At 60.0% G+C, this 21036-nt stretch carries 12 protein-coding genes; 5 read left to right on the top strand and 7 right to left on the bottom strand.

Annotated features, from left to right (window positions below; genetic code table 11):
- Window positions 1-132: 132 nt before the first annotated feature.
- Window positions 133-2970: a bifunctional transaldolase/phosoglucose isomerase gene (locus J0X19_RS18380; protein ID WP_206985886.1), complete on the top strand. Its 2838-nt coding sequence runs from the start codon at window positions 133-135 to the stop codon at window positions 2968-2970.
- A 281-nt stretch (window positions 2971-3251) separates the two neighbouring features.
- Here the strand turns inward: J0X19_RS18380 and J0X19_RS18385 are convergent, their stop codons facing one another.
- On the bottom strand, window positions 3252-5063 hold the full coding sequence (locus tag J0X19_RS18385) for a GH39 family glycosyl hydrolase (RefSeq protein ID WP_206985887.1): 1812 nt from the start codon (window positions 5061-5063) through the stop codon (window positions 3252-3254).
- A 119-nt stretch (window positions 5064-5182) separates the two neighbouring features.
- Here J0X19_RS18385 and J0X19_RS18390 point away from each other — a divergent pair, with 119 nt between their 5' ends.
- Complete coding sequence (locus J0X19_RS18390) at window positions 5183-6343, top strand: MFS transporter (protein WP_206985888.1); 1161 nt, start codon at window positions 5183-5185, stop codon at window positions 6341-6343.
- 178 nt (window positions 6344-6521) lie between these two features.
- On the opposite strand, the gene J0X19_RS18395 is transcribed toward J0X19_RS18390, so the two are convergent.
- Both J0X19_RS18395 and J0X19_RS18400 read right to left on the bottom strand, forming a co-directional pair.
- Entirely contained in the window at window positions 6522-7739 is a 1218-nt protein-coding gene (locus J0X19_RS18395; RefSeq protein WP_206985889.1) for a Gfo/Idh/MocA family protein, read from the bottom strand.
- Window positions 7736-8713 (bottom strand): FAD:protein FMN transferase, encoded by a 978-nt coding sequence (locus J0X19_RS18400; protein ID WP_206985890.1) that lies wholly within the window; start codon window positions 8711-8713, stop codon window positions 7736-7738. Before J0X19_RS18400 ends, J0X19_RS18395 begins: the two co-directional genes overlap by 4 nt.
- A gap of 605 nt (window positions 8714-9318) precedes the next feature.
- Between J0X19_RS18400 and J0X19_RS18405 the strand changes: the two genes are divergently transcribed.
- The 3 genes from J0X19_RS18405 to J0X19_RS18415 all read left to right on the top strand — a co-directional run bounded on the left by J0X19_RS18405 (window position 9319) and on the right by J0X19_RS18415 (window position 13298).
- Window positions 9319-10701, top strand: a complete 1383-nt coding sequence (locus J0X19_RS18405; RefSeq protein ID WP_242582963.1) for a 3-keto-disaccharide hydrolase — start codon at window positions 9319-9321, stop codon at window positions 10699-10701.
- Between the two features lie 35 nt (window positions 10702-10736).
- Window positions 10737-12092: a Gfo/Idh/MocA family protein gene (locus tag J0X19_RS18410; protein ID WP_206985891.1), complete on the top strand. Its 1356-nt coding sequence runs from the start codon at window positions 10737-10739 to the stop codon at window positions 12090-12092.
- A gap of 156 nt (window positions 12093-12248) precedes the next feature.
- Complete coding sequence (locus J0X19_RS18415; RefSeq protein WP_242582966.1) at window positions 12249-13298, top strand: DUF6807 domain-containing protein; 1050 nt, start codon at window positions 12249-12251, stop codon at window positions 13296-13298.
- A 118-nt stretch (window positions 13299-13416) separates the two neighbouring features.
- Here the strand turns inward: J0X19_RS18415 and glpK are convergent, their stop codons facing one another.
- The 4 genes from glpK to J0X19_RS18435 form a co-directional block, all read right to left on the bottom strand.
- Window positions 13417-14943: a glycerol kinase GlpK gene (glpK, locus tag J0X19_RS18420; protein WP_206985892.1), complete on the bottom strand. Its 1527-nt coding sequence runs from the start codon at window positions 14941-14943 to the stop codon at window positions 13417-13419.
- A 42-nt stretch (window positions 14944-14985) separates the two neighbouring features.
- Window positions 14986-16578: a glycerol-3-phosphate dehydrogenase/oxidase gene (locus J0X19_RS18425; RefSeq protein ID WP_206985893.1), complete on the bottom strand. Its 1593-nt coding sequence runs from the start codon at window positions 16576-16578 to the stop codon at window positions 14986-14988.
- A gap of 324 nt (window positions 16579-16902) precedes the next feature.
- On the bottom strand, window positions 16903-18954 hold the full coding sequence (locus tag J0X19_RS18430) for a glycoside hydrolase family 127 protein (RefSeq protein ID WP_206985894.1): 2052 nt from the start codon (window positions 18952-18954) through the stop codon (window positions 16903-16905).
- Window positions 18955-19148: 194 nt separating this feature from the next.
- Complete coding sequence (locus tag J0X19_RS18435; RefSeq protein WP_206985895.1) at window positions 19149-20978, bottom strand: NPCBM/NEW2 domain-containing protein; 1830 nt, start codon at window positions 20976-20978, stop codon at window positions 19149-19151.
- Window positions 20979-21036: the final 58 nt, after the last annotated feature.

Genomic DNA, 21036 nt, shown 5'->3' on the forward strand with positions numbered 1-21036 from the left:
AATCCGTTCCGCGACGAGCGAAGCGAGTTTCTACGCGTTAGCGCGGAGCCAGATACTCGCTTCGCTCGTCGCGGAACGGATTTCCGCGCTACATATTCGACCAATCCCCTCTTTCCACTCCATTCCCCTGTCATGAACCCATTAGTTGCTATCCGCGAGTTCAACCAAAGCATCTGGCTTGACTTCATCCGTCGCAAAATTCTGATTAACGGTGAGTTGAAGCGCCGCATTGACCACGAGGCCCTGCGCGGCGTAACGTCCAACCCGGCCATCTTCGAGAAGGCCATTGGCGGTTCCGACGACTACGACGGCGCCATCAAAAGCCTGGCGCTGCAAAACAAAACCACCGACGAAATCTACACGGAGATGGTTATTGCCGACATTCAGCACGCCTGCGACCTGTTCCGCCCGCTCTACGACAGCCACGACAACTCGTCCGACGGCTACGTGAGTTTGGAAGTGTCGCCGACGCTGGTTAACGACACCGAAGGCACCATCGAGGAAGGCATGCGCTTCTGGAAAGCGGTGGACCGCCCGAACGTGATGATTAAGGTGCCGGCCACGCTGGAAGGCCTCCCCGCCATCCGCCGGCTCATTGCCGAAGGTATCAACGTCAACGTAACCCTGATTTTCGGGTTGGAGCGTTACCGTTTGGTGGCCGAAGCCTACATATCGGGCCTCGAAGACCGGGTGAAAGCCGGCCTGCCCCTCGACAACATCGACTCGGTAGCCAGCTTCTTCCTCAGCCGCATTGACGTGCTGATTGACCCGATGCTGGAAAAGATTGCCGCCGAAGGTGGTGAGAAAGGCGAGCTGGCGCAGTCGATGGTGGGTGAAGTGGCCTTGTCGAGCGCCAAGCAAGCCTACCAGATTTACAAAGAGATATTCCAGGGTCCGCGCTGGGAAGCCCTGCAAGCCAAGGGGGCCGACACGCAGCGCCTGTTGTGGGCCAGCACCGGCAACAAAAACCCGAAGTACGACGACCTGAAGTACATCGAGAACCTGATTGGGCCGAACACGGTGAATACCGTACCGACCGAAACGCTCGACATTTTCCGGGAGAAAGGCCAGCCCGCCAACCGCCTGGAAGATGGCCTCGACAAAGCTGCCGACGTGCTGCGCCGGCTGCCTGAATTGGGCATCAACCTGGAAGAGCAAACGCAGGCATTGGAAGAAGACGGCGCTAAAAAATTCAAGGAGCCCTTCGCCAAGCTGATGGACTCGATTGAGAAGAAGCGCGTAGAGGCGCTGAAACTCACCACGGCTCCGGCAGAGCTGGCGCTGGGCAAGTACCAGGCCGATGTGGATGCCAAAGTGAAGGAGTTCAAGAGCAAGAACTTCACCGTAGGCTTCTGGAACAAGCAGGCCGATTTGTGGGTGCAGGACGCCGAAGGGCAGGAAAGCATCCGCAGCTTTATGGGCTGGTTGCGCGTGGCCGAAACGATGGTAGCGGCCGTGCCCGCCATCGAGCAGTTTGCGCAGGAAGTGAAGGACGCCGGCTTCAAGCACGTAGTAGTGATGGGCATGGGCGGCAGCACGATGGCGCCCATTGTGTTCAAGGAAAGCTTCGAGCAGGGCGCAAACGGCCTGCCCGTATCGGTACTCGACACCACCGACCCCACCACGGTGCGTCAGATTGAAGAGTCGGTGCCGCTGGCCGATACCTTGTTCATTGTGGCCAGCAAATCGGGCACCACGGCCGAGCCGCTGGCATTTGGCGACTATTTCTACGATAAAGTCAAGCAAATCAAAGGCGACAAAGCCGGCGAAAATTTCGTGGCCATTACCGACCCCGGCTCCAAGTTCGTGACGTCGGCCACGGCGCAGGGCTACCGCCACATCTTCCTGAACTTCGCCGAGGTAGGCGGCCGGTTCTCGGCCCTCACCTATTTCGGTTTGGTGCCGGCCGCCATGTACGGCTTGAGCACCGGCGAAATTCTGGGGCGTGCCATTCTGATGATGCGGGCCTGTGGCGCTTACGGCAACGTAGAGCAAAACCCCGGCGTGGAACTGGGCGTGGCGCTGGGTGTGCTGGCCAAGCAGGGCCGCGACAAGCTGACGCTGATTGTGCCGGAGTCGTTGAGCAGCTTCGGGCTGTGGCTGGAGCAGCTAACGGCCGAAAGCACCGGCAAGCAAGGCACCGGCATCATGCCGATTGCCGGCGAGCCGGTGCGGGAGCCCGCCCTGTACGGCAACGACCGGGTGTTTGTGTATGTGGGCTACCAGAACGAAGCAGACGAAGCCAACAAGCAGGCGCTGCAAGCCCTGGAGCAAGCTGGCCACCCCGTGGTGCGCATCACGCTCGAAGATGCCTATGATTTCGGGCAGGAGTTTTTCCGCTGGGAAGTTGCCATTGCCGTGGCCAGCGCCGTGCTGGAAATCAACCCCTTCGACCAGCCCAACGTGCAAGCCGCCAAAACGGCCACCGATGCGCTGATGAAAGTGGTGGAAGAGCAAGGCAGCCTGCCCGAAGGCGACGCCCCGGTGGTAACCGAAAACGATGTGGCGTACTACACCGCCGTATCGGGCGCCACGGCTACGGAGGTGCTGCAAGCCTTCTTCGACCAGGCCCAGCCCGGCAATTTCCTATGTTTGCAAGCCTACCTGACCGAAACGCCGAGCCTGAATAAGAGCCTCGACCAGTTCCGGACGCAGGTGCAGGAGCAGCTGCACATTGCCACGGCTTCGGGCTACGGGCCGCGCTTTTTGCACTCCACAGGGCAGTACCACAAGGGCGGCCCCAACAACGGGCTGTTCGTGCAGTTCACCAAAAACCACCCGCAGGACCTGCAACTGCCCGGCCGTTCCTACACGTTCGGTACGTTCCAGAACGCGCAGGCAGCCGGCGACCTGAAAGCCCTGCACGATTACGACCGTCGCACGTTGCACATCCACCTCGGCGACGATGCCGAGCAAGGGTTACAAACTGTGCTGGCGGCCCTGCAAGCCGCTACGCTGCGGGTTAATTAGGGCCTCACCCCCCGGCCCCCTCTCCTAGGGGAGAGGGGGAGCCAGACGACCGTAGCGCCGCCCCGCCGGCTCGCGCCTTCGGAACGGCTACCAGCATATATATCATCACTAGTTAAAAAGGCCTGTAGTTATTGCTACAGGCCTTTTTAGCTTTCTAATCCTCGCCTTACTGCCTAGCATCTAGTTTATTCGGTAGCCGTTCCGGAGGCGTGAGCCGACGGGGCGGCGCTACGGTCGTTTGGCTCCCCCTCTCCCCTAGGAGAGGGGGCCGGGGGGTGAGGCTACCACGTCAGCCGCAACAATGAAACGCCCTGCCGAGGCAGCGTGACGTGCAGGGTGGTTTTGCCATCTTTGGTTTTCACCCAGGTCGGCGAATCGAGCAGGGCCAGCTGGCCGGCTTGCTCTAGCTGGGTGCGCTGGGTGGCCGATACATTTTGCGGGGAGCCCATTTGCTGCCACGTGGTGTAGGAGTTGCTGTGCGTACCGTCGATGCGGTAATGTTGCACTAGGGCTTGCGACGCGGCTAGGTTTTGCAGCTCGATTTCCACCTCGGAAGCTGCGGCGGGCAGGTCGTCGTTGTGGTAGTTCCAGACCAGCACGTTTGCCGAGCGGCCATCGGTGGAGGCCAGGGCGCTGATGTCGGGGCGCTGGGTTTGCTGGCCCTGGCGCACGTCCTGCAACGACAGCGCCGTGGGGTTGCTGACGGCTACGCGCTGCCCGCCCATCAAACCCAGCATCCGGAACACGTTGAGCACCGGCTTATCAACGCCATTGGTGGCCAGGTCGCGGAAGCCGGCAAACCAGGGCTGGTTTTCAAACTCGAACGACCAGCTGACCGCGCCCAGCAGGTTCACCTTATATTCGTCGGCCAGCTCGTAGAGATGCGCGTAGGCGGCGGCGGTGTAGCTGGAATACATGGTGCCGTTGCGGTAGGCGTTTTCCGGGCTCAACTCCACGGAGCAGGCCGCGCAGCCTTCGGGGTCGTTTTCGCCGATGATGATGGGCAGCCCCTTGTACTGCGGAAACGAGGCCACGATTTTGAAGCCTTCGGTAAGGTCCTTGAACTGGGTGCCCATGTTCATGCGCACGTGACCGTCTACCACTTTCGGGCCGCCTTTGGCGTGGAAGGTGATGAAATCGAGGCGGGTGCCGGTTTTGCCGGTGGCGTAGTTGGTGCCGGTGGCGCAATGCTGCAGGAAATTGCGCAGGAAGTCGGCGGCTTTGTCCCAACCGGGGCCGGTGGTTTCGGGGCCGCCGAGCTGGGCGCCGGGGCAGGCGCGGTGCACAGCTTCCTCGGTGTAATCGAAGAGCTTGCTATACTCTTCGGGCGTGCCTTTCCAGTAGCCGATGTTGGGCTCGTTCCACAGCTCCCAGGGCCAGGTTTTCACCTCGGCCTCGCCGTAGCGCGCCACGCAGTGCTTCACCCACTGGTACACCAGCTCGCTCCATTTCTTGTAGTCCTTGGGCGGGTAGGCCCAGCCGGTGTAGATGTCGTTGTAGTTGTCGCCGGGCTTCCAGTGGTGGCGGTAGGGCACCGGCTTGCTCGACAGCGCCTCGGGCATGAACCCGATTTGGGCAATGGGTTTCATGCCGCGCGCCAGGTAGGTATCGAAAATCTGGTCGGCAATTTTCCAGTTGTAGATGGGCCGGCCTTTCTTGTCTTCGGTGTAGGCGTTGGTGGAACCCCACTTGAGGGCGGGCGTACCGTCGCCGGTGGTAAGCAGGTTGTGGGTGCGCACGTACACGGTGCTGGGGCTGAGGGCCGCCAGCTCGGTGAGCAGCTTCTGCCCATCCTTCATGTAGGTGTAGTTGGGCTCGTCGTACCCAAAGTAGGCCCACATCGGGTACAGCGGGCCTTTCGGCTTCGCCAAATCCACCTGCATGGTAACGGGTGCGGCGGGCGTTTGAGCCTTGGCGGAAACAGCGGCCAGCAACAGCAAGCAAACGGCAGAAAGAATGGCGGCGCGGAAATCCGTTCCGCGACGAGCAACGCGAGTATCCGGTACCGCACCATGCGCGCAGGAACTCGCGTTGCTCGTCGCGGAACGGATTTCCGCGCTACAGGTGGTATAGGAAGCGGAAGCTTTTTGCATACAAGGGTGGGGTGGGGATTGGGAAAGAAAGGACGCTTGCAGCAAGCTACCATTCCTGCTAGCCAAACACAACCGATTGTGTGCCTACGCGTACCTTTGCCGCCATTTAATCCTTGCGCATGTCCGTTTCCCCCATCAAAAGCCGAATTGCCGTAGCGGCCATTTTCTTTCTAGCGGGCATCTGCTTCGCCAGCTGGGCCTCCCGCATTCCGGATATCAGCCTGAAGCTGGGCTTGAGCGAAGGCGACATTGGGCAGCTACTACTCGCTATGCCGGTGGGCTCGATGGTGGCACTGCCGCTGGCCGGGTGGCTGGTGCACAGCTGGGGCAGCCGCACGGTGGTACTGATAGCCGCGGCGTTGTACTCCGTTTTTCTGCCGCTGCTGGGCTGGGCCAACTCGTTCTGGACGCTGGCCCCGGCGCTGGCGCTGTTTGGCTTTGCCGGCAACCTGGTGAATGTATCCGTCAACACGCAGGCAATCAACGTGCAGGCGCACTACGGTAAGCCCATCATGGGGTCGTTTCATGGGCTGTGGAGTTTGGCGGGCTTTCTGGGTGGGGCGCTCGGCACGTTGCTGATTGGCTGGCACCAGTCGCCCCTCTCCCACTTTCTGCTGGTGGCAGGCCTGGGGCTGCTCATTGTTCTGGGGGCCCACCCGTTCACCGTGCGCCAGGATGCCGGCTCTGAAGCCGGCGGCATGAGCTTGCGCCGCCCCGACCCCTACCTGCTGCGCATTGGCCTGATTGCGTTTTGCGGGATGCTCTGCGAAGGCTGCATGTTCGATTGGAGCGGCGTGTATTTCCAGCGCGTCGTGCAGCCGAGTGCGGCCTGGGTTACGAGTGGCTACGTGGCCTGCATGAGCACCATGGCGCTGGGCCGCTTCATTTCCGACTACCTCACCCACCGGTTCGGGGCCGCCCGAATGCTGCAACTCAGTAGCGCGCTTATCACCAGTGGGCTGCTGCTTGCTATTCTGTTTCCGTACCTGGGGACGGCTATTGTGGGGTTTCTGCTGGTGGGCTTCGGCATTGCCTCGGTTACGCCGTTGGCCTACACCGCAGCCGGCCAGGCGGGCACGGTGTCGCCGGGCGTGGCGCTGGCGCTGGTTTCCACCATCGGCTACTTTGGGTTTCTGCTCGGGCCTCCTTTGATTGGCTTGCTGGGTGAAGCGTTCAGCCTGCGGATTTCCTTCGCGCTGGTAGCCGTGATGGGCGCGGCCGTGGGCATACTGGCCGCCGGCATTGCAGTCAAGCCTAAGCCGGTGCCTACGTCGGGCTAGTGGCCGTTTAAGTTATTCAAGCAAGTCGTCGGAACGGTGTAGAGACGCATACTTGCGTCTCGTCGTTGAACAGAGTCGGCCGAACGGCGCGCTCGACGAGACGCAACTATGCGTCTCTACACCGTTCCGACAACTTGCTCACTTAATCAGCTTCTCAGGGTTTCAAGCCAGCCGGTAGTTAGCTGAAATTGAACTCGGGCCGCCACTTCTCGATGGTGTGGTTGTAGATGGCCTGATTGGCTAGGTACACGGCGCACGCCACCCGCGCCCCTGTATATACATTGGAATCGGGCAGCTTCTTGTCTTGCACGGCCTTGTAAAAATCGTTCAGCGCGTACCAGGAGCCATCTTTCAACGGCTCGGTGGTGATGGGAATGCCACCGTTTTTGTCCCAGGTGATTTTGGTGGCACCCGTCACGCCGTCCACGGTGCCGTATTGCTTCAGGGTTTCCTTTTCGGGGTAGTAAATGCCTTGGTCGATGAGCAGGGAAATGGTGCCTTTCGTGCCTTTGAGCTTGAACAAGTACCCGTCGCGGGCGTTGCCGCAGGTGGCCCCGAAGTTACCCACCATACCCTCACGGGCGTAGCGCACCATCACTTGCACGTTGTCGTAGGTTTCACGGCCGTCTTTGTAGTAGTCGATGCCGCCGGTGCCGAATATTTCATCGGGGGTGGTATTGAAGGCCCAGTGGATGAAGTCGAGCTGGTGCGAGAGCAGTTCGGCGGCCAGGCCCCCGGAGTATTCGCGGTACATGCGCCAGTTTATTTTGCGCTCCAGGCTCGGCTCAGGCACGGGCCGCCGCCAACTGCCGTTCCGGTCCCACCGGCAGTCAATCTGCGTCACCTTGCCCAAATAGCCCTGGTCTATCATCTCCTTAACCCGGTAGTAGAGCGGCGAGTAGCGGTACTGGTGCCCAACTTGCAGAATCTGGCGGGGGCGCTGCTGGGCCAGCGTCACGAGTTCCGTGGCCTGCTCGATGTTGTGGGTCATCGTTTTTTCCAGGTACACCTGCTTGCCCGCCAGCAGCGCCGCCTTCGCCACCGCAAAATGCAGGTTCAGCGGCACCGAAATAATAACGGCGTCTACGTTGCGGGCCTCCAGCAGGGCGCGGTAGTCGGCGTAGGTTTTGGCTTTGCTGGCCGCCCCTATCTTTTGGGCATCGCGCAAACGGAAAGGCAGCTCGTCGCACAGCGCCGTTACTTCGTACTTATCGGGGAGCTCCTGCAAGATTTTGAGCAGACCGGTGCCCCGGTCGCCGCAGCCAATAATGCCGATTCTGAGTTTGTCGCCAGCTACGGAAGTTGCAAAAGCTTCGGTTAGCTGGGTGCCCAGCAATAGGCCGCCAGTTAGCAGGCCCGTGGTTTTCAGAAAGTCACGTCTTGGAAGGTGAATCATGGGTGGGAGACTAAGCGGTGGAATCCGGGAGAGGCAGTGTCGGCAACCGCGCCGTTGGGGCGCTGGTAGATGATGTAAGCGTGCAGGTTGGGGTGGGCGCGCAAAAAGGCCAGGCTTTTCGGCAACCCCATGCCCATCAGCGCATTGTCGTAGGCGTCGGCGGTTATGGCGTCGGGGGCTACCACCGTCACGCTAATCATTTCGTTCCGGAGAGGGTAGCCGCTTTTCGGGTCGATGAGGTGGGCAGTTCGAGTTGTGCCGGCCTGCCTGAATTTACGATAGTTGCCGGACGTCGTGATTCCGCCGGCTTCAAGTTCAATGACTTGCTGCATGCCCGGCAGTTGCCAGCCGCTGCTATCGGGCCGCTCTATGCCAATGCGCATCCGGTGCCCGCCCGGCTGCTTGCGGCCCCGCACGCGTAGCTCGCCACCCAGCTCCACTAGGTAGTTGCGGATGTGCTTGCGCTCCAGCAGCGCCGCCAGCACATCTACGGTGTAGCCTTGGGCAATACCGTTTAAATCGAGGTGGACGGCCGCCACCTTCTTCACCAAAGAATCGTTGCGCAGCTGGATTTTATCGGAGCCAATGGCGGGCAGGATGGCCTGGATGGTAGCCGCCGACGGGGCTGTTTCGGTGGGGCGCGTACCGAAACCCCAGGCTTGCACCAGCGGCTGCACGGTGGCATCAAACACCCCATCCGTTTGCCGGTACACGTCCAGCGCCTTGCCCGCTACCACCCGCAGATGCCCATCAGCCAGCACTCCAGTGGCCGACTCATTGAACCGATTGATCAGCGAGTTAGGCTGATAGAGCGAAAGCGAAGCATCAATTTCGGCTAGCTGCCGGCGCACCTCGGCTTTTGTAACGAGGCTATCCGGGGCATAGTAGGTGATGGTGTAGGTGGTGCCCTGCGCGTAGCCACTGAGCTGAAACGGCCGAAGCGGCGCCTTATCCACCGGAAGCAGCCACAACATGAGCGCGGCAACGATACTGCATTGCATCATAACGATACGCCTGGGTGAAGCGGGTTTTATCATTAGTCAGTGGTACAATCCGAACAGCCTGTAATTCTATAGCCGTTTCGCAAACGGTATACGTGCTGGTCCGGCGGCTATATTCAGCCGGCGGGCCGGTTACCGCCTGCACGGCACCGGGTATACAACGGCGCCTTACTTCGAGCGGCCCGACAGCTGAAAAAAGCCGCCGGACCGGCAGGAGCCCGCCGCTACACCGTTCGTGAAACCGCTATAGCCAGGAAGCCATTTTACCGGCCGAAAACAGAGTGCAGGGGGTTTGCTACTCCTGTTCCTCTCAACCAACCTATCATTTAAACGCGCCTTCACCAAATGCTAGTAACTTAAATCATCGTAAACGATTGCGTAATTAAAGCCACCATTTACACGCCGTTAAATGGTATTTGCCTATAGCTTAGCAACCCATACCATCAGCAAAAGCTAACACGCCGTTCAAGCACTGCGCACTGCTTTGAAACTGATTTGCAGTACACAGCTTCACTTCTTTTAGCAAGTGACTCTTCCTGCCCGCCACCACATCCTCTACCCTTCCTTTCCCCACCACGTTGATAAAGCTTACAACCTTCGCTATCTGCGCCACGGCGGCTTCCATGGCCTTTGTGCAGCCCCGCCCGGCGCCCCCCGCTCCTGCCGATACGTGGCAGAATCTGTTCGACGGCAAAACCCTGAATGGCTGGAAGCGCCTGGCCGGCACCGCCGACTATAAAGTGGAAAACGGCGCCATCGTGGGGACAACGGTGATGAACTCCGGCAACACGTTTCTGGTCACCGAGAAAGAGTACGGCGACTTTCAGCTGGAGCTCGATATCATGCTGGAAAGCAACGTCAGCAACTCCGGCGTGCAGACGCGCAGCCACTTCAATACGCCCGGTTTCGAGAACAAGGTGTACGGCCGGCAGGTGGAAATTGACCCGTCGGAACGAAGCTGGTCGGGAGGCGTGTACGATGAGGCGCGCCGGCAGTGGCTGTACCCGCTGGACTTGAACCCCAAGGCCAAGCCGCTCTTCAAAGTGGGGCAGTACAACCACGTGAAAGTGGAGTGCATCGGCAACGAGATGAAAACCTGGCTGAACAACACGCCCGTGGCCTACGTGGTGGACCCTATAGATGCCAAGGGCTTTATCGGCTTGCAGGTGCACGGCATTACCACCAAAGAGCAGGAAGGCAAAAAGGTGTACTTCAAGAACATCAAAATCAAGACTACCGGCCTCAAGCCCAGCGCCTTCCCCACCGATATCTACGTGGTGAATTTCATGCCCAATATGCTCACGCCCTACGAGAAAGAGCACGGCTGGAAGCTGCTGTTCGACGGCAAATCCTCGGCGGGCTGGCGTAGCGCCAAAGGCACGGCATTTCCTACCAAAGGCTGGCAGGTGAACGATGGCACGATGAGCGTGCTGCCGGCCGAAGGCAAGGAATCAACCAACGGCGGCGACATTGTAACCAACGGCCAGTACAAGGCTTTCGATTTGTCGTTTGAGTTCAAGCTGACGCCGGGCGCCAACAGTGGCCTGAAGTACTTCGTAACGCTGGCCGAGCAAAGCACGGGGTCGGCAATTGGCCTGGAGTACCAGGTGCTCGACGACGAATTGCACCCCGACGCCAAGCTCGGGCGCGACGGCAACCGCACGCTGGCCTCGCTCTACGACCTCAAGAAAGCCGACAAAAACCCGCGCTTCATTCACAAAATTGGGGAATGGAACGTGGGGCGCGTGGTGGTGTATCCCGACAACCGGGTGGAACACTACCTGAATGGCGCCAAAGTGCTGGAATACACGCGCGGCTCCCAGGAGTTCAAAGACCTGGTGGCCATCAGCAAATACAAGGTGTGGCCGAACTTCGGGGAGGCGCCGGCCGGGCACATTCTGCTGCAAGACCACGGCAATAACGTGTCGTTTCGGAGCATCAAAATCAAGGAACTGAAGTAGCTACCCGCCTTTCCCACCCTCAATTGCCTGTTCTTATGTCGTATCAGCGTCGTGATTTTCTTAAAACCACTGCCCTGGCCAGCGCCGGGGTGATGTTCTCGCAGGTTTCCTGGTCGGCCAGCAGCTACAAGCGCATTATCGGGGCCAACGACCGGGTGCGGGTGGGCGTGGTGGGCTTCTCTGACCGCCACCGCAACTCGCACATGCCCTGCTTTCTGAACCACTACAAGGAGTTGAACTTCGACGTAGTGGCCGTGTCCGACATCTGGAAACAGCGCCGGGAGGAAGGCGCGGCCCTGTGGAAAGAGAAGCTGGGGCACGATGTGGTAGCGTACCGCAACAATGAGGAGATGTACGCCAGGAAAGGCGTGGATGCCGTGTTTGTGGGCACCGCCGACTTTCAGCACGCCCTGCACGCCATTGAGGCCGTGCAAGCCGGCTGCGACGCCTACGTGGAAAAGCCTTTCGCCGAGACGATGGAAGACAACCGGGCCGCGCTGAAAGCCATCAAAGCGTCCAAGCAAATTGTGCAGATTGGCTCGCAGCGCCGCAGCGGCGCCAATTACCACGCGGCTGATACCTTCATTAAATCCGGCAAGTTTGGCCCGATTACGATGGTGGAGCTAACCTGGAACGTGAACCAGCCGGGGCGCTGGCGCCGGATTCCGTTGCTCAGCCAGCTCAAGGAAGCCGACACCGACTGGAAACGCTTTTTGATGAACCGCCCCGCCGAGGCTTTCGATCCGCGTAAGTATCTGGAGTACCGCTTGTTCTGGCCGTACTCCTCGGGCTTGCCGGGCCAGTGGATGAGCCACCAGATTGACACTGTGCACTGGTTCACGGGTTTGCAACACCCGCGCAGCGTGGTGGCCAACGGCGGTATTTACATGTGGAAAGACGGCCGCCGCAACTGGGATACCCTCACGGCCGTGTTCGACTACGGCCCCGCCAACGACCCGTCCAGCGGCTTTCAGGTGACGTTTGGCTCGCGCATGCACAACGGCGACGAGCGGCCCACCGAAATCTACTACTCCAACGGCGGCGAGCTGAACCTGAACACCAACAAGGTGATTCCGCGGGGGGGCCTGACCAAACAGCACGCCGCCGAAATGCAGATGCAAGCCAATCTGCTGCCCGAGTTCAGCTTGTCGGAAGCTACGGCGGTGGCGGCTTCGGCCAATACGGGCGGCGACTTGCTTACTTCCAACCACGTGCGCAACTGGATGGAGTGCGTCCGCAGCCGCAAGCAGCCCAACGCGCCCGTCGAGGCCGGCTACTACCATTCCATTGCCAATATCATGACCACCGCCGCCGCGCACACGGGGCTCAAGGCGACCTTCGATGAAAAGCGGCAAGAGGTGATGGTAGGCGGCAAAGTGTTTACTTTATAAAAGCTATCCGGGTGTAGAGACGCATACTTGCGTCTGGTCGGGCAGGCCGTTCAACCGATTCTGTTCAACGGCAAGACGCAAGTATGCGTCTCTACACCGTTCTGACTGCTCTTGCGCTAAATCAAACAGCTTCTTAGCTCCTTACAGGTCCGCGCCATGATGAAATTCGTTTGCTTGCTCCTGGTGGCTGGCTGCTTGCCTGAAGTACAGGCGCAGCAAAAAGAAGTGGTCCACATCAGCAAAGACGCCAAAGCCAACAAGGTGGATGTGTTTGTGGGCAAGCGCCTGTTCACCACCTTCCTCTACCCCGATACGCTGGAAAAGCCCGTGCTGTACCCGCTGCACACGGCCAAAGGCACGGCCGTTACGCGCGGTTTCCCGGTAGCGCCCAAGCCCGGCGACCCTACAGACCACCCGCACCACCTCGGGTTATGGCTGAACTTCGAGAATGTGAATGGCCTCGATTTCTGGAATAACTCCTACGCCATTCCGGCCGAGAAAAAGGGGGCCTACGGCTGGATCAAGACCGACAAGATTCTGGAAACCACCAGCGGCCCCACCGGCACCCTGGCCTACCACGCCAACTGGACGAATCAGCAAAACGACGTCCTGCTGGAGGAAACCACCCGCTTCGAGTTCAGCGGCACCAACCAGCAACGAACCATCGACCGAGTTACAACGCTCAAGGCCAATACCGAAGTGACATTCACTGATGTTAAGGATGGCCTACTAGGTTTGCGGGTGGCGCATGAGTTGCAAATTCCGAGCGACAAAGACGAGAAGTTCACCGACAACCAAGGCAACGTAACGGTGGTGAAGGCCGGCACCGACCGAATTCCCAACGGCAACTACCTCGCCAGCACCGGCAAGCGCGGCAACGACGTGTGGGGTACCCGCGCCGCGTGGTGCAAGATGTACGGCAAAATGGGCGCAGATTCGGTGAGCGTCGTCATCCTCGACCACCCCCAGAATTTCAACTATCCCACCTATTGGCACGCCCGCGGCTACGGCTTGTTTGCGGCCAACCCGCTCGGCGAGAAGATTTTCACCAACGGTGCCACCGCCAAAAATCTTAAACTCAGGAAAGGCGAATCGGTAACGTTCCGCTACCGGGTGCTCATCGATGAAGGCCGCACCACCCTATCCGCCAAGCAGCTCAACCAAGCCGCCACCGACTTCGCTAAGCAAAACGTGGCCGTGAAGTAAGGCTGGTACCCTGCCAGCTGGTTCTCAGTGGGCGCGCCGCCCGGCTGATTCCGTTCAATGATAAGACGCAAGTATGCGTCTCTACACCGTTCTAACACCTTACCGGGGAAAGGGCATATCAGTTACCGGTAGGTTCAGCCGGGGTGATTTGCGGGGCTTTCGACCACACTTGCAGGGCCTGCACGGCGCGGTGCCAGTTGGCAATTCCGGCTTGCACCTGCGCGGGTTGCAGCTTCGGGCTGAACTGCTTTTCGGCGTGCGGCAGGGCCTGAATTTCCTCTAGATTTTTCCAGTAGCCCACGGCCAGGCCGGCCAGGTAGGCCGCACCCAGGGCGGTGGTTTCCGCCATACGCGGCCGTATTACGTTGGTATTCAGCACGTCGGCCAGAAACTGCATCAGGGTTTCGTTGCTGGTGGCGCCGCCATCTACCCGCAGCTCGGCAATGGGCAGGTTGGCGTCGGCCTGCATGGCTTTGAGCACATCCATGGTTTGGTAGGCAATGGCCTCTAGTGCCGCGCGGGCAATGTGCGCCGCCTGGGTAGCCCTGCTCATGCCGAAGATGACGCCCCGCGCGTACGGGTCCCAGTAGGGCGCGCCCAGCCCCGCAAAAGCCGGCACGAAATACACGCCCTCGGAACTGCTCACCTGCCGGGCCAGCTGCTCTACTTCCGCTGAGGTTTTGATGAGGCCGAGGTTGTCGCGCAGCCATTGCACCACGGCCCCGGCAATGAAAATGCTGCCTTCCAGCGCGTACTGCACCTGCCCGTTGATCTTCCAGGCCACCGTGGTAAGCAGCTGGTTTTGCGAGAGCCGGGCTTCCGTCCCGATGTTCATCAGCATGAAACAGCCGGTGCCGTAGGTGCTTTTCACCATGCCCGACCGCACGCACTGCTGCCCAAACAGCGCCGCCTGCTGGTCGCCGGCAATACCCGCAATAGGGATTTTCGAGGCAAAGACGGTGGTTTTGGTTTCGCCGTACACCTCGCTCGACTGCCGCACATCAGGCAGCATACTGCGCGGAACGTCGAATAGCGCCAGCAGTTCCTCGTCCCATTCCAGCGTGTGGATGTTGAAGAGCATGGTGCGCGAGGCGTTGGTTACGTCTGTTACGTGCAGCTCGCCTTGGGTGAAATTCCAGATCAGCCAGCTGTCCACGGTGCCGAAAGCCAGTTTGCCGGCTTCAGCTTGCTTACGGGCACCTTTCACGTTTTCAAGAATCCAGCGCACTTTGCTGGCCGAAAAATAGGCATCGAGCAGCAGGCCGGTTTTACGCCGGATCAGTTCTTCCTGGCCTTCTTCGCGCAGTTGGTCGCAGTATTCGGCGGTGCGCCGATCTTGCCACACAATGGCGTTGTAAACCGGCTTGCCGGTTTTGCGGTTCCAGACCACCACGGTTTCGCGCTGGTTGGTGATGCCGATGGCCGCAATGCTCTTGCCGTTGCGGCCAGCTTTCACGGTAGCTTCTGCCGCCACCCCCGCCTGCGTCGACCAGATTTCCAGCGGGTCGTGCTCCACCCAGCCGGGCTTGGGGAAAATCTGCTTGAATTCCTTTTGCGCTTCGGCCACCACCTGCCCTTTCTTGTCGAAAAGGATGGCGCGGGAACTGGTAGTGCCTTGGTCGAGGGCCAGAATGAACTGTTGCATAGCAGGTGGATAAGTCAAGGGGAAGTATAGAACCAGAAGCACTCAACTAGGCAGCACGTAGTGCTGGGCCACCTGCCGAAACGCCGCCACTTGCTGCTGCTGCCAGGCGGCATCGTGGCCTAGCTCCTGCGCCAGTAAGGCGGCCACGGACGGGGCCACCCGCAGGGCGGCGCGGGCATCCAGAAACAGGATACGCACCCGCCGGGCCAGCACGTCTTCCACGGTGCGGGCCATTTCGTGGCGGGCAGCCCATACCACTTCCGCCTTCAGAAATTCCAAGGTTGGGTCCAGCTTTTCGCCGAGTTCGGGCTGCTGCGTTATCAGTTCAAGCAGGGCTGCTTGGTCGGTGCCGTACACGTAGAGGTGGCTGCTTCGGTCGGGGATGGGTTGGGCGCCGTGGATGGGCAGGTGGGCAGTACGGCTGGCGGCGGCAGGCAGCTTGCCCAGCGCCACGGCCTTGTCCACGGTATCCTGGCCCATACGGCGGTAGGTGGTCCATTTCCCACCAGTAATTGTAATGAGCCCGGTTTCCGACACAATTATCTTGTGGCTACGCGAAATTTCCTGGGTTTTCTCACCGCCGCTTTCCGTGGCCGCCAACGGCCGCAGCCCAGCAAACACGCTCAGCGCGTCGTGGCGCTGGGGCGCGCGGGCCAGGTAGCGCCCGGCGGTACGTAGGATAAACTCGATTTCCGCTTCCAGGGCCTGCGGCTCTTGGCGGTATTCCGTGAGGGGCGTATCGGTGGTGCCCACTACCACCCGGTTGTGCCAGGGCACGGCAAACAGTACCCGGCCATCATCGGTTTTCGGTATCATTAAGGCGTCGTTGCCGGGCAAAAACGACTTATCCAGCACAATATGCACGCCTTGGCTGGGCCGCACCAGCTTCCGGCCGCCGGGCTTATCGAGTTGCAGAATATCATCCACGAAGATGCCGGTGGCGTTTACTACCACCTTGGCGCGTAGCTCATACGCAGTGTCAGTTTCCTGGTCGGTGGCCGATACGCCGACGATGCTGCCGTGCGCGTCTTTCAGCAGCCCGCGCACCTCGAAGTGGTTGAGCAGCGTGCCTCCTTGCTCAATGGCCGTTTGGGCGAGGTTAATTGCCAGGCGCGCATCATCGAACTGCCCATCATGGTAGAGCACGCCCCCGCGCAAACCCTCGGGTTTCAGGTTACCGAGGCGCTGGAGGGTTTCCGCTTTGCTCAGGTGCACCGAGGCTCCCAGGCTGAGTTTGCCCGCCAGCAGGTCGTAGAGCTTCAGGCCGATGGTGTAGAATGGGCCTCCCCACCAGTTGTAGTTGGGGATAATGAAATCTTGGTTTTTAACCAAGTGCGGCGCGTTTTTCAGCAGCAGGCCCCGCTCGTATAAGGCCTCGCGCACCAGGGCCACGTCGCCTTGCGCGAGGTAGCGCACCCCGCCGTGCACCAGCTTGGTACTGCGGCTGCTAGTGCCCTTGGCAAAGTCTACCTGCTCCAGCAGTAAGGTTTTGTAGCCCCTACTGATGCCGTCCAGCGCCACCCCCAGCCCGGTCGAGCCGCCGCCAATTACCAGCAAATCCCACTCGGGCTGTGCCACCAACTGTTGCAACAGTGCCTCCCGGCGAAACGGCGTGAACGAGGGTTGATTGGGCATTACGTGGGCGAGTTTTGTTGGCGAGTCAAGGTCTATACGATAGATAACAGGCTTACGCAGCAAACCTAGACAGGCTCTAGTAAGCGAATAAAAAACGGTCATGCTTTGGGAAGCACAACCGTTTTTTATTCGCCACAAAACCCAACAAAGGCCGTCATGCTGAGCGCCGCCGAAGCATCTCGCGTGCTGATGTTGCAATGGTAGCCTGACGTCAGCAGGCGAGATGCTTCGGCTTCGCTCTGCATAACGGCCTTTTAGCTTACTTCACACATACTAGCATAGCAAAAATCAACTCAGATTCCTCCCTACGGTCGGAATGACAGTTTACTTGGCCACTATCTTCTCTTCCACTTTGCGGGTGATGAGGTCGACGTCGGTGATACGCTCCGGGAACCAGACGGTCATTTCGCCTTTGCCGCGGTTGGCCCAGGCGTAGTACGGAATGGCGGTAAGGGTTTGCTGCACGGTGCTGATGGAGTTGTTGGCGGCGTCCACTTTCACCACGGGCACGGTGGCGGTCAGTTCGGTGATGCCGTTGAGCACGTCGGGTTTGTAGCTGGCCGTGAAGCGGGTAGCGGCGGGCACCACGATGTTGCTGGTGCGGCCATCGTTGTCTTTCCACTCGGCGCAATACACCACCGGGCCGCGCTGCAAAGCCACTTTGCCCACGTCGTCGCGCACGTTGGGGTTAGCTACCACTTTGCGCGTTTCCATCGGCAGGGCTACTTCCACCACGTCGTTCTTCTTCCACTTGCGGGCCAATACGGCGTAGCCGTTGCGCATGGTGTAGGGCTGCGCTTTGCCGTTCACCTTGATGCTCACCTGCTCCGGCGAAGGCGCGGCGAAGGTGTAGAGGTTGGACGGCACCGCCTCATTGCGGGCCCAGCCGGGCAGGCGCACCAGCAGGTTGAAGTCGGCGCTGGACTTGGGGGCTACCGTGAATTTCAGGTCGCCGTTCCAAGGGTAGTTGTTTTGCTGGGTGATGCGTACGGCCTGTTTATTCACGTTCAAATCGGTGGTACCGTTGATGAACAGGTTCACGTACACGTCATTGGCCTTCTGGGCGTACACGTAGCCAGGCAACGACGGAAACAGCCGCGCTAGGTTGGTGGGGCAGCACGAGCACTCAAACCAGCCCGCCCGCTCCGGCTCCGACTGCCCAAACACGGCGCTATTCTTGATTTGCATGGCGTTGGAGTAGAAGAACGACTTGCCATCGAGCCCCACGCCCGAAATCAGGCCGTTGTAGAGCACCTTCTCCATGACGTCCACGTACTTCGAGTCGCCGTGGAGCAGGAACATGCGCTGGTTCCAGTACACGTTGGCCACCGAGGCGCAGGTTTCGTTGTAGGCCGTGCCGTTGGGCAGCTCGTAGTTGCCGCCGAACCGCTCCCCGCCGGGCACCGCGCCCGTGCCACCGGTTACGTACAGCTTTTTAGTCACCATGTTGTTCCAGATGCTGTCTACCGAAGCCAGCATTTTCTGGTCGCCGGTCAGGGCCGCCACATCGGCCATGGCCGAGTACAGGTATTCGGCGCGCACGGCGTGGCCCACGGCTTCTTTCTGATCATACACTGACTTGTGGTCTTGCCAATAGGAGCCGTTGCGCCATGCGTCGGAGCTTTTGGGGTCGTAGCCTTTGTACTGGCCGCGCTGCTCGATAAAGAACTTGGCGGTGCTCAGGTATTCCGGCTTGCCGGTCACGCGGTACAGCTTCACGAGGCCCATTTCCACGATTTCGTGGCCGGGCGCCACGGCGCGCTTGCCGGGCCCGAAGGTGGCGCACACCAAATCGGCGTTTTTGAGGGCAATGTTCAGCAGGTTTTTCTTGCCGGTGGCCTCGTAGTGCGCCACCGCCGACTCGTAGAGGTGGCCGGAGTTGTACAGCTCGTGGCTCAGTTCCCGCTCCTTTTCCCAGCGTGTGTTGCCGGCCCAGGCGTGCGGGTGCGCCGGGTCGATGGTGCGGGCCGTGTAGAGGTAGCCGTCGGGTTCCTGCGCCTTACCCACCTTGGTAATCAGCTCGTCGATGTAGCTTTCCAGCTTCTGGTCGGGGTACAAACTCAGCGAGTACGACGCGCCCTCGATGGTCTTGTAGATGTCGGTGTCGTCGAAGGGAAACGTGGTGGCGAACTTACCTGATTTAGCCGCGGCCATTTCAAAGTTCTTCACCCGGTTAGTGGCCTCACAGCGCTGAAACGACGCCGGAATGGTGACGTCGGTGTTGGTTTTCAGCCGGGGCAGCCAGAAGTTGTCGGCCAGCTTCACCTTAGTGAAGGCCACCGCCTGAATGGGATAGTCGGAGCGCTTCACCGACTGGGCCACGCTCGGCGACGTCAGCAAACCAGCCACAGCCAGCGCAGGAAATACTTTTTTCATTGGGAAAGGGGGAATTTGGAGATGGGGATTCTTGAATAGTGGCAGCTGTTTAGGTAGTGCTCCACAACTTTTCTGAACGTCATGCTGAGCGCAGCCGAAGCATCTCTACCGCTTCATCTGGTTGGTATTGCAACGAAGCGGTAGAGATGCTTCGGCTGCGCTCAGCATGACCGGCTCATGACTTCATAAACAGCCTACTTCGGGACAGTCGTTCCGCGTTTGGAAATTCGATACAGCTGCGCGCCATGGCGCCGCACGTACGGGGCAAACTCGCCGGTAACGGTGCCCACCGTTTTGCCGGCCCATAGGTCGCGCACGGTGCACGGCCCGGTGAAACCCAGCTCGGCCAGGTTCACTTTCACCGCCACCGAATCGAGCGGGGCCGCCTGGTAAGGGCTTTTGGTGAACACCAGAAACTGCACGGTGCCGCCGGTATTCTGGCCGGCCGCGGCCTTATCCAGCCCCACCGTGGTAGTGAGCTTGGTGTAGCCGGCCGGCAGGTCGTACTCGATAATGGAGTTGGCGTGCGTACCGATGCCCTCGGGGTAGGTTTTATCAGCTACCACCAGCTTCCCGCCCGATACGCTTTTGTTGACGGTCGTTTTGCCCCAGCCTGCCGACGCTGCTTTCCACGGAATCGAGGTCAGGGACACCGATTTGCTGCCGTTGGAAAGCGTGGGCATCAGCCAATCGGCGTGGTCCCAGGAAGTGTCGTCGCCGCCGTTGCGCACGTTCAGGTAGAGCTTGTTGGCACCCGTAATGTCGATTTCAGCGGTTTTACTTTGGTTGGGCGTGCTACGCGTAATTACACCACTGTTCCACACGGCGTCCTTTTCCTCGGCCAGTTCCTGGTCTTGGGCATTGAAGACGGCCAGAAATTTGTCGCCGGTTTTTGGGTCGTCGGCGGTCCAGGCTACTAGGTTGTTGCGGCGGAACAGCTGGCGGTTGTTGCTGCTGCTGCGGTGCATGGCCAGCACCTCTTTGTTGGTGAGCATGGCCAGCGTAAAGGCATCGTTGCTGGGCAGGTCGCCGCCGAACATCAGCGGGGAGCGGAAGATGCTCCACAGCGTCATCAAGGTGAATTGCTCGTCGTGGGTGAAGCGCGTCATCCGGTCGTCGCCGCGCTCGGCCCGGATGCCCAGCCGGCCCATCGGCAGCATGTCGGCATCGGGCCATGCCCCCGTCATGATGTACGGCGCCCACCGCTCACACACCTCGAAGTGCTCTTTGAGCTGCTCCCAACTGTCCCAAAAGTCGCCGACGGTGCGCCACATGTTGGCGTTGGCTTGCACGTGTTTGGCCTGGCTGATGGGCGTTTCGCCGGGCGAGGTGCTCAGCACAATCTTGCGCCCGGTCAGGTCGATGGCCTTGCGAATCATCTCCACTTCCGGCGCGTGGTACGGCGACGACAAATCATCGACCTTCACAAAATCAACGCCCCACGAAGCGTAGAGCTTGAAAATGGAATTGTAGTACTCTTGTGCGCCGGGCCTGCCCGCCACCACCGTGTACATGTCGCGCAACCAGGTCCCCTGCCCTTCCTTGGTGTAGATGTCGGCGGCGGTGGCTTTGCTACCGAGGATGGGCAGCTTGCGGTTCACGGCAATGACCGGTACCCCCCGCATGATATGAATCCCGAATTTCAGGCCCTTGCTGTGCATATAATCGGCCAGCGGCTTGAAGCCCTTGCCCCCCGCCGCCGACGGAAACCGATTCGGAGCCGGCACGAAGCGCCCGTACTGGTCGATGTTCCAGTCGGGGTCTTTCTCGTTGTAGCCGTGCGCCGTATCGTTGCCCACGTACCAGCGGATATCCACCACCACGTAGTCCCAGCCGCTGCGTTGAAGGTTTTTGGCCATGTAATCAGCGTTGGCCTTCACCTCGGCTTCGGTTACGGTGGGGCCGTAGCAGTCCCAGCTGTTCCAGCCCATCGGCGGGGTGGCGGCCCATTGGTGGAAGTCGGGTTTGGAGGCAGGTTTGGTTTGGGCGAAGGTGGGCGTGGCCGTACAAGCAAGCGCGGCCACAGCTAATACTGACTGGGGTAGAAATTTCATTAGCGAGTGCAAAAGTTGATTATGCCGC

Source organism: Hymenobacter telluris, assembly GCF_017313265.1.
Classification (GTDB): domain Bacteria; phylum Bacteroidota; class Bacteroidia; order Cytophagales; family Hymenobacteraceae; genus Hymenobacter; species Hymenobacter telluris.

Excerpts from the sequence above, each read along its gene's own strand:
- J0X19_RS18430 (WP_206985894.1), bottom strand. The coding sequence starts at position 18,954 with ATGAAAAAAGTATTTCCTGCGCTGGCTGTGGCTGGTTTGCTGACGTCG.
- J0X19_RS18395 (WP_206985889.1), bottom strand. The coding sequence starts at position 7,739 with ATGATTCACCTTCCAAGACGTGACTTTCTGAAAACCACGGGCCTGCTA.
- J0X19_RS18425 (WP_206985893.1), bottom strand. The coding sequence starts at position 16,578 with ATGCCCAATCAACCCTCGTTCACGCCGTTTCGCCGGGAGGCACTGTTG.
- J0X19_RS18415 (WP_242582966.1), top strand. The coding sequence starts at position 12,249 with ATGATGAAATTCGTTTGCTTGCTCCTGGTGGCTGGCTGCTTGCCTGAA.
- J0X19_RS18385 (WP_206985887.1), bottom strand. The coding sequence starts at position 5,063 with ATGCAAAAAGCTTCCGCTTCCTATACCACCTGTAGCGCGGAAATCCGT.
- J0X19_RS18390 (WP_206985888.1), top strand. The coding sequence starts at position 5,183 with ATGTCCGTTTCCCCCATCAAAAGCCGAATTGCCGTAGCGGCCATTTTC.
- glpK (WP_206985892.1), bottom strand. The coding sequence starts at position 14,943 with ATGCAACAGTTCATTCTGGCCCTCGACCAAGGCACTACCAGTTCCCGC.
- J0X19_RS18380 (WP_206985886.1), top strand. The coding sequence starts at position 133 with ATGAACCCATTAGTTGCTATCCGCGAGTTCAACCAAAGCATCTGGCTT.
- J0X19_RS18410 (WP_206985891.1), top strand. The coding sequence starts at position 10,737 with ATGTCGTATCAGCGTCGTGATTTTCTTAAAACCACTGCCCTGGCCAGC.
- J0X19_RS18400 (WP_206985890.1), bottom strand. The coding sequence starts at position 8,713 with ATGTTGTGGCTGCTTCCGGTGGATAAGGCGCCGCTTCGGCCGTTTCAG.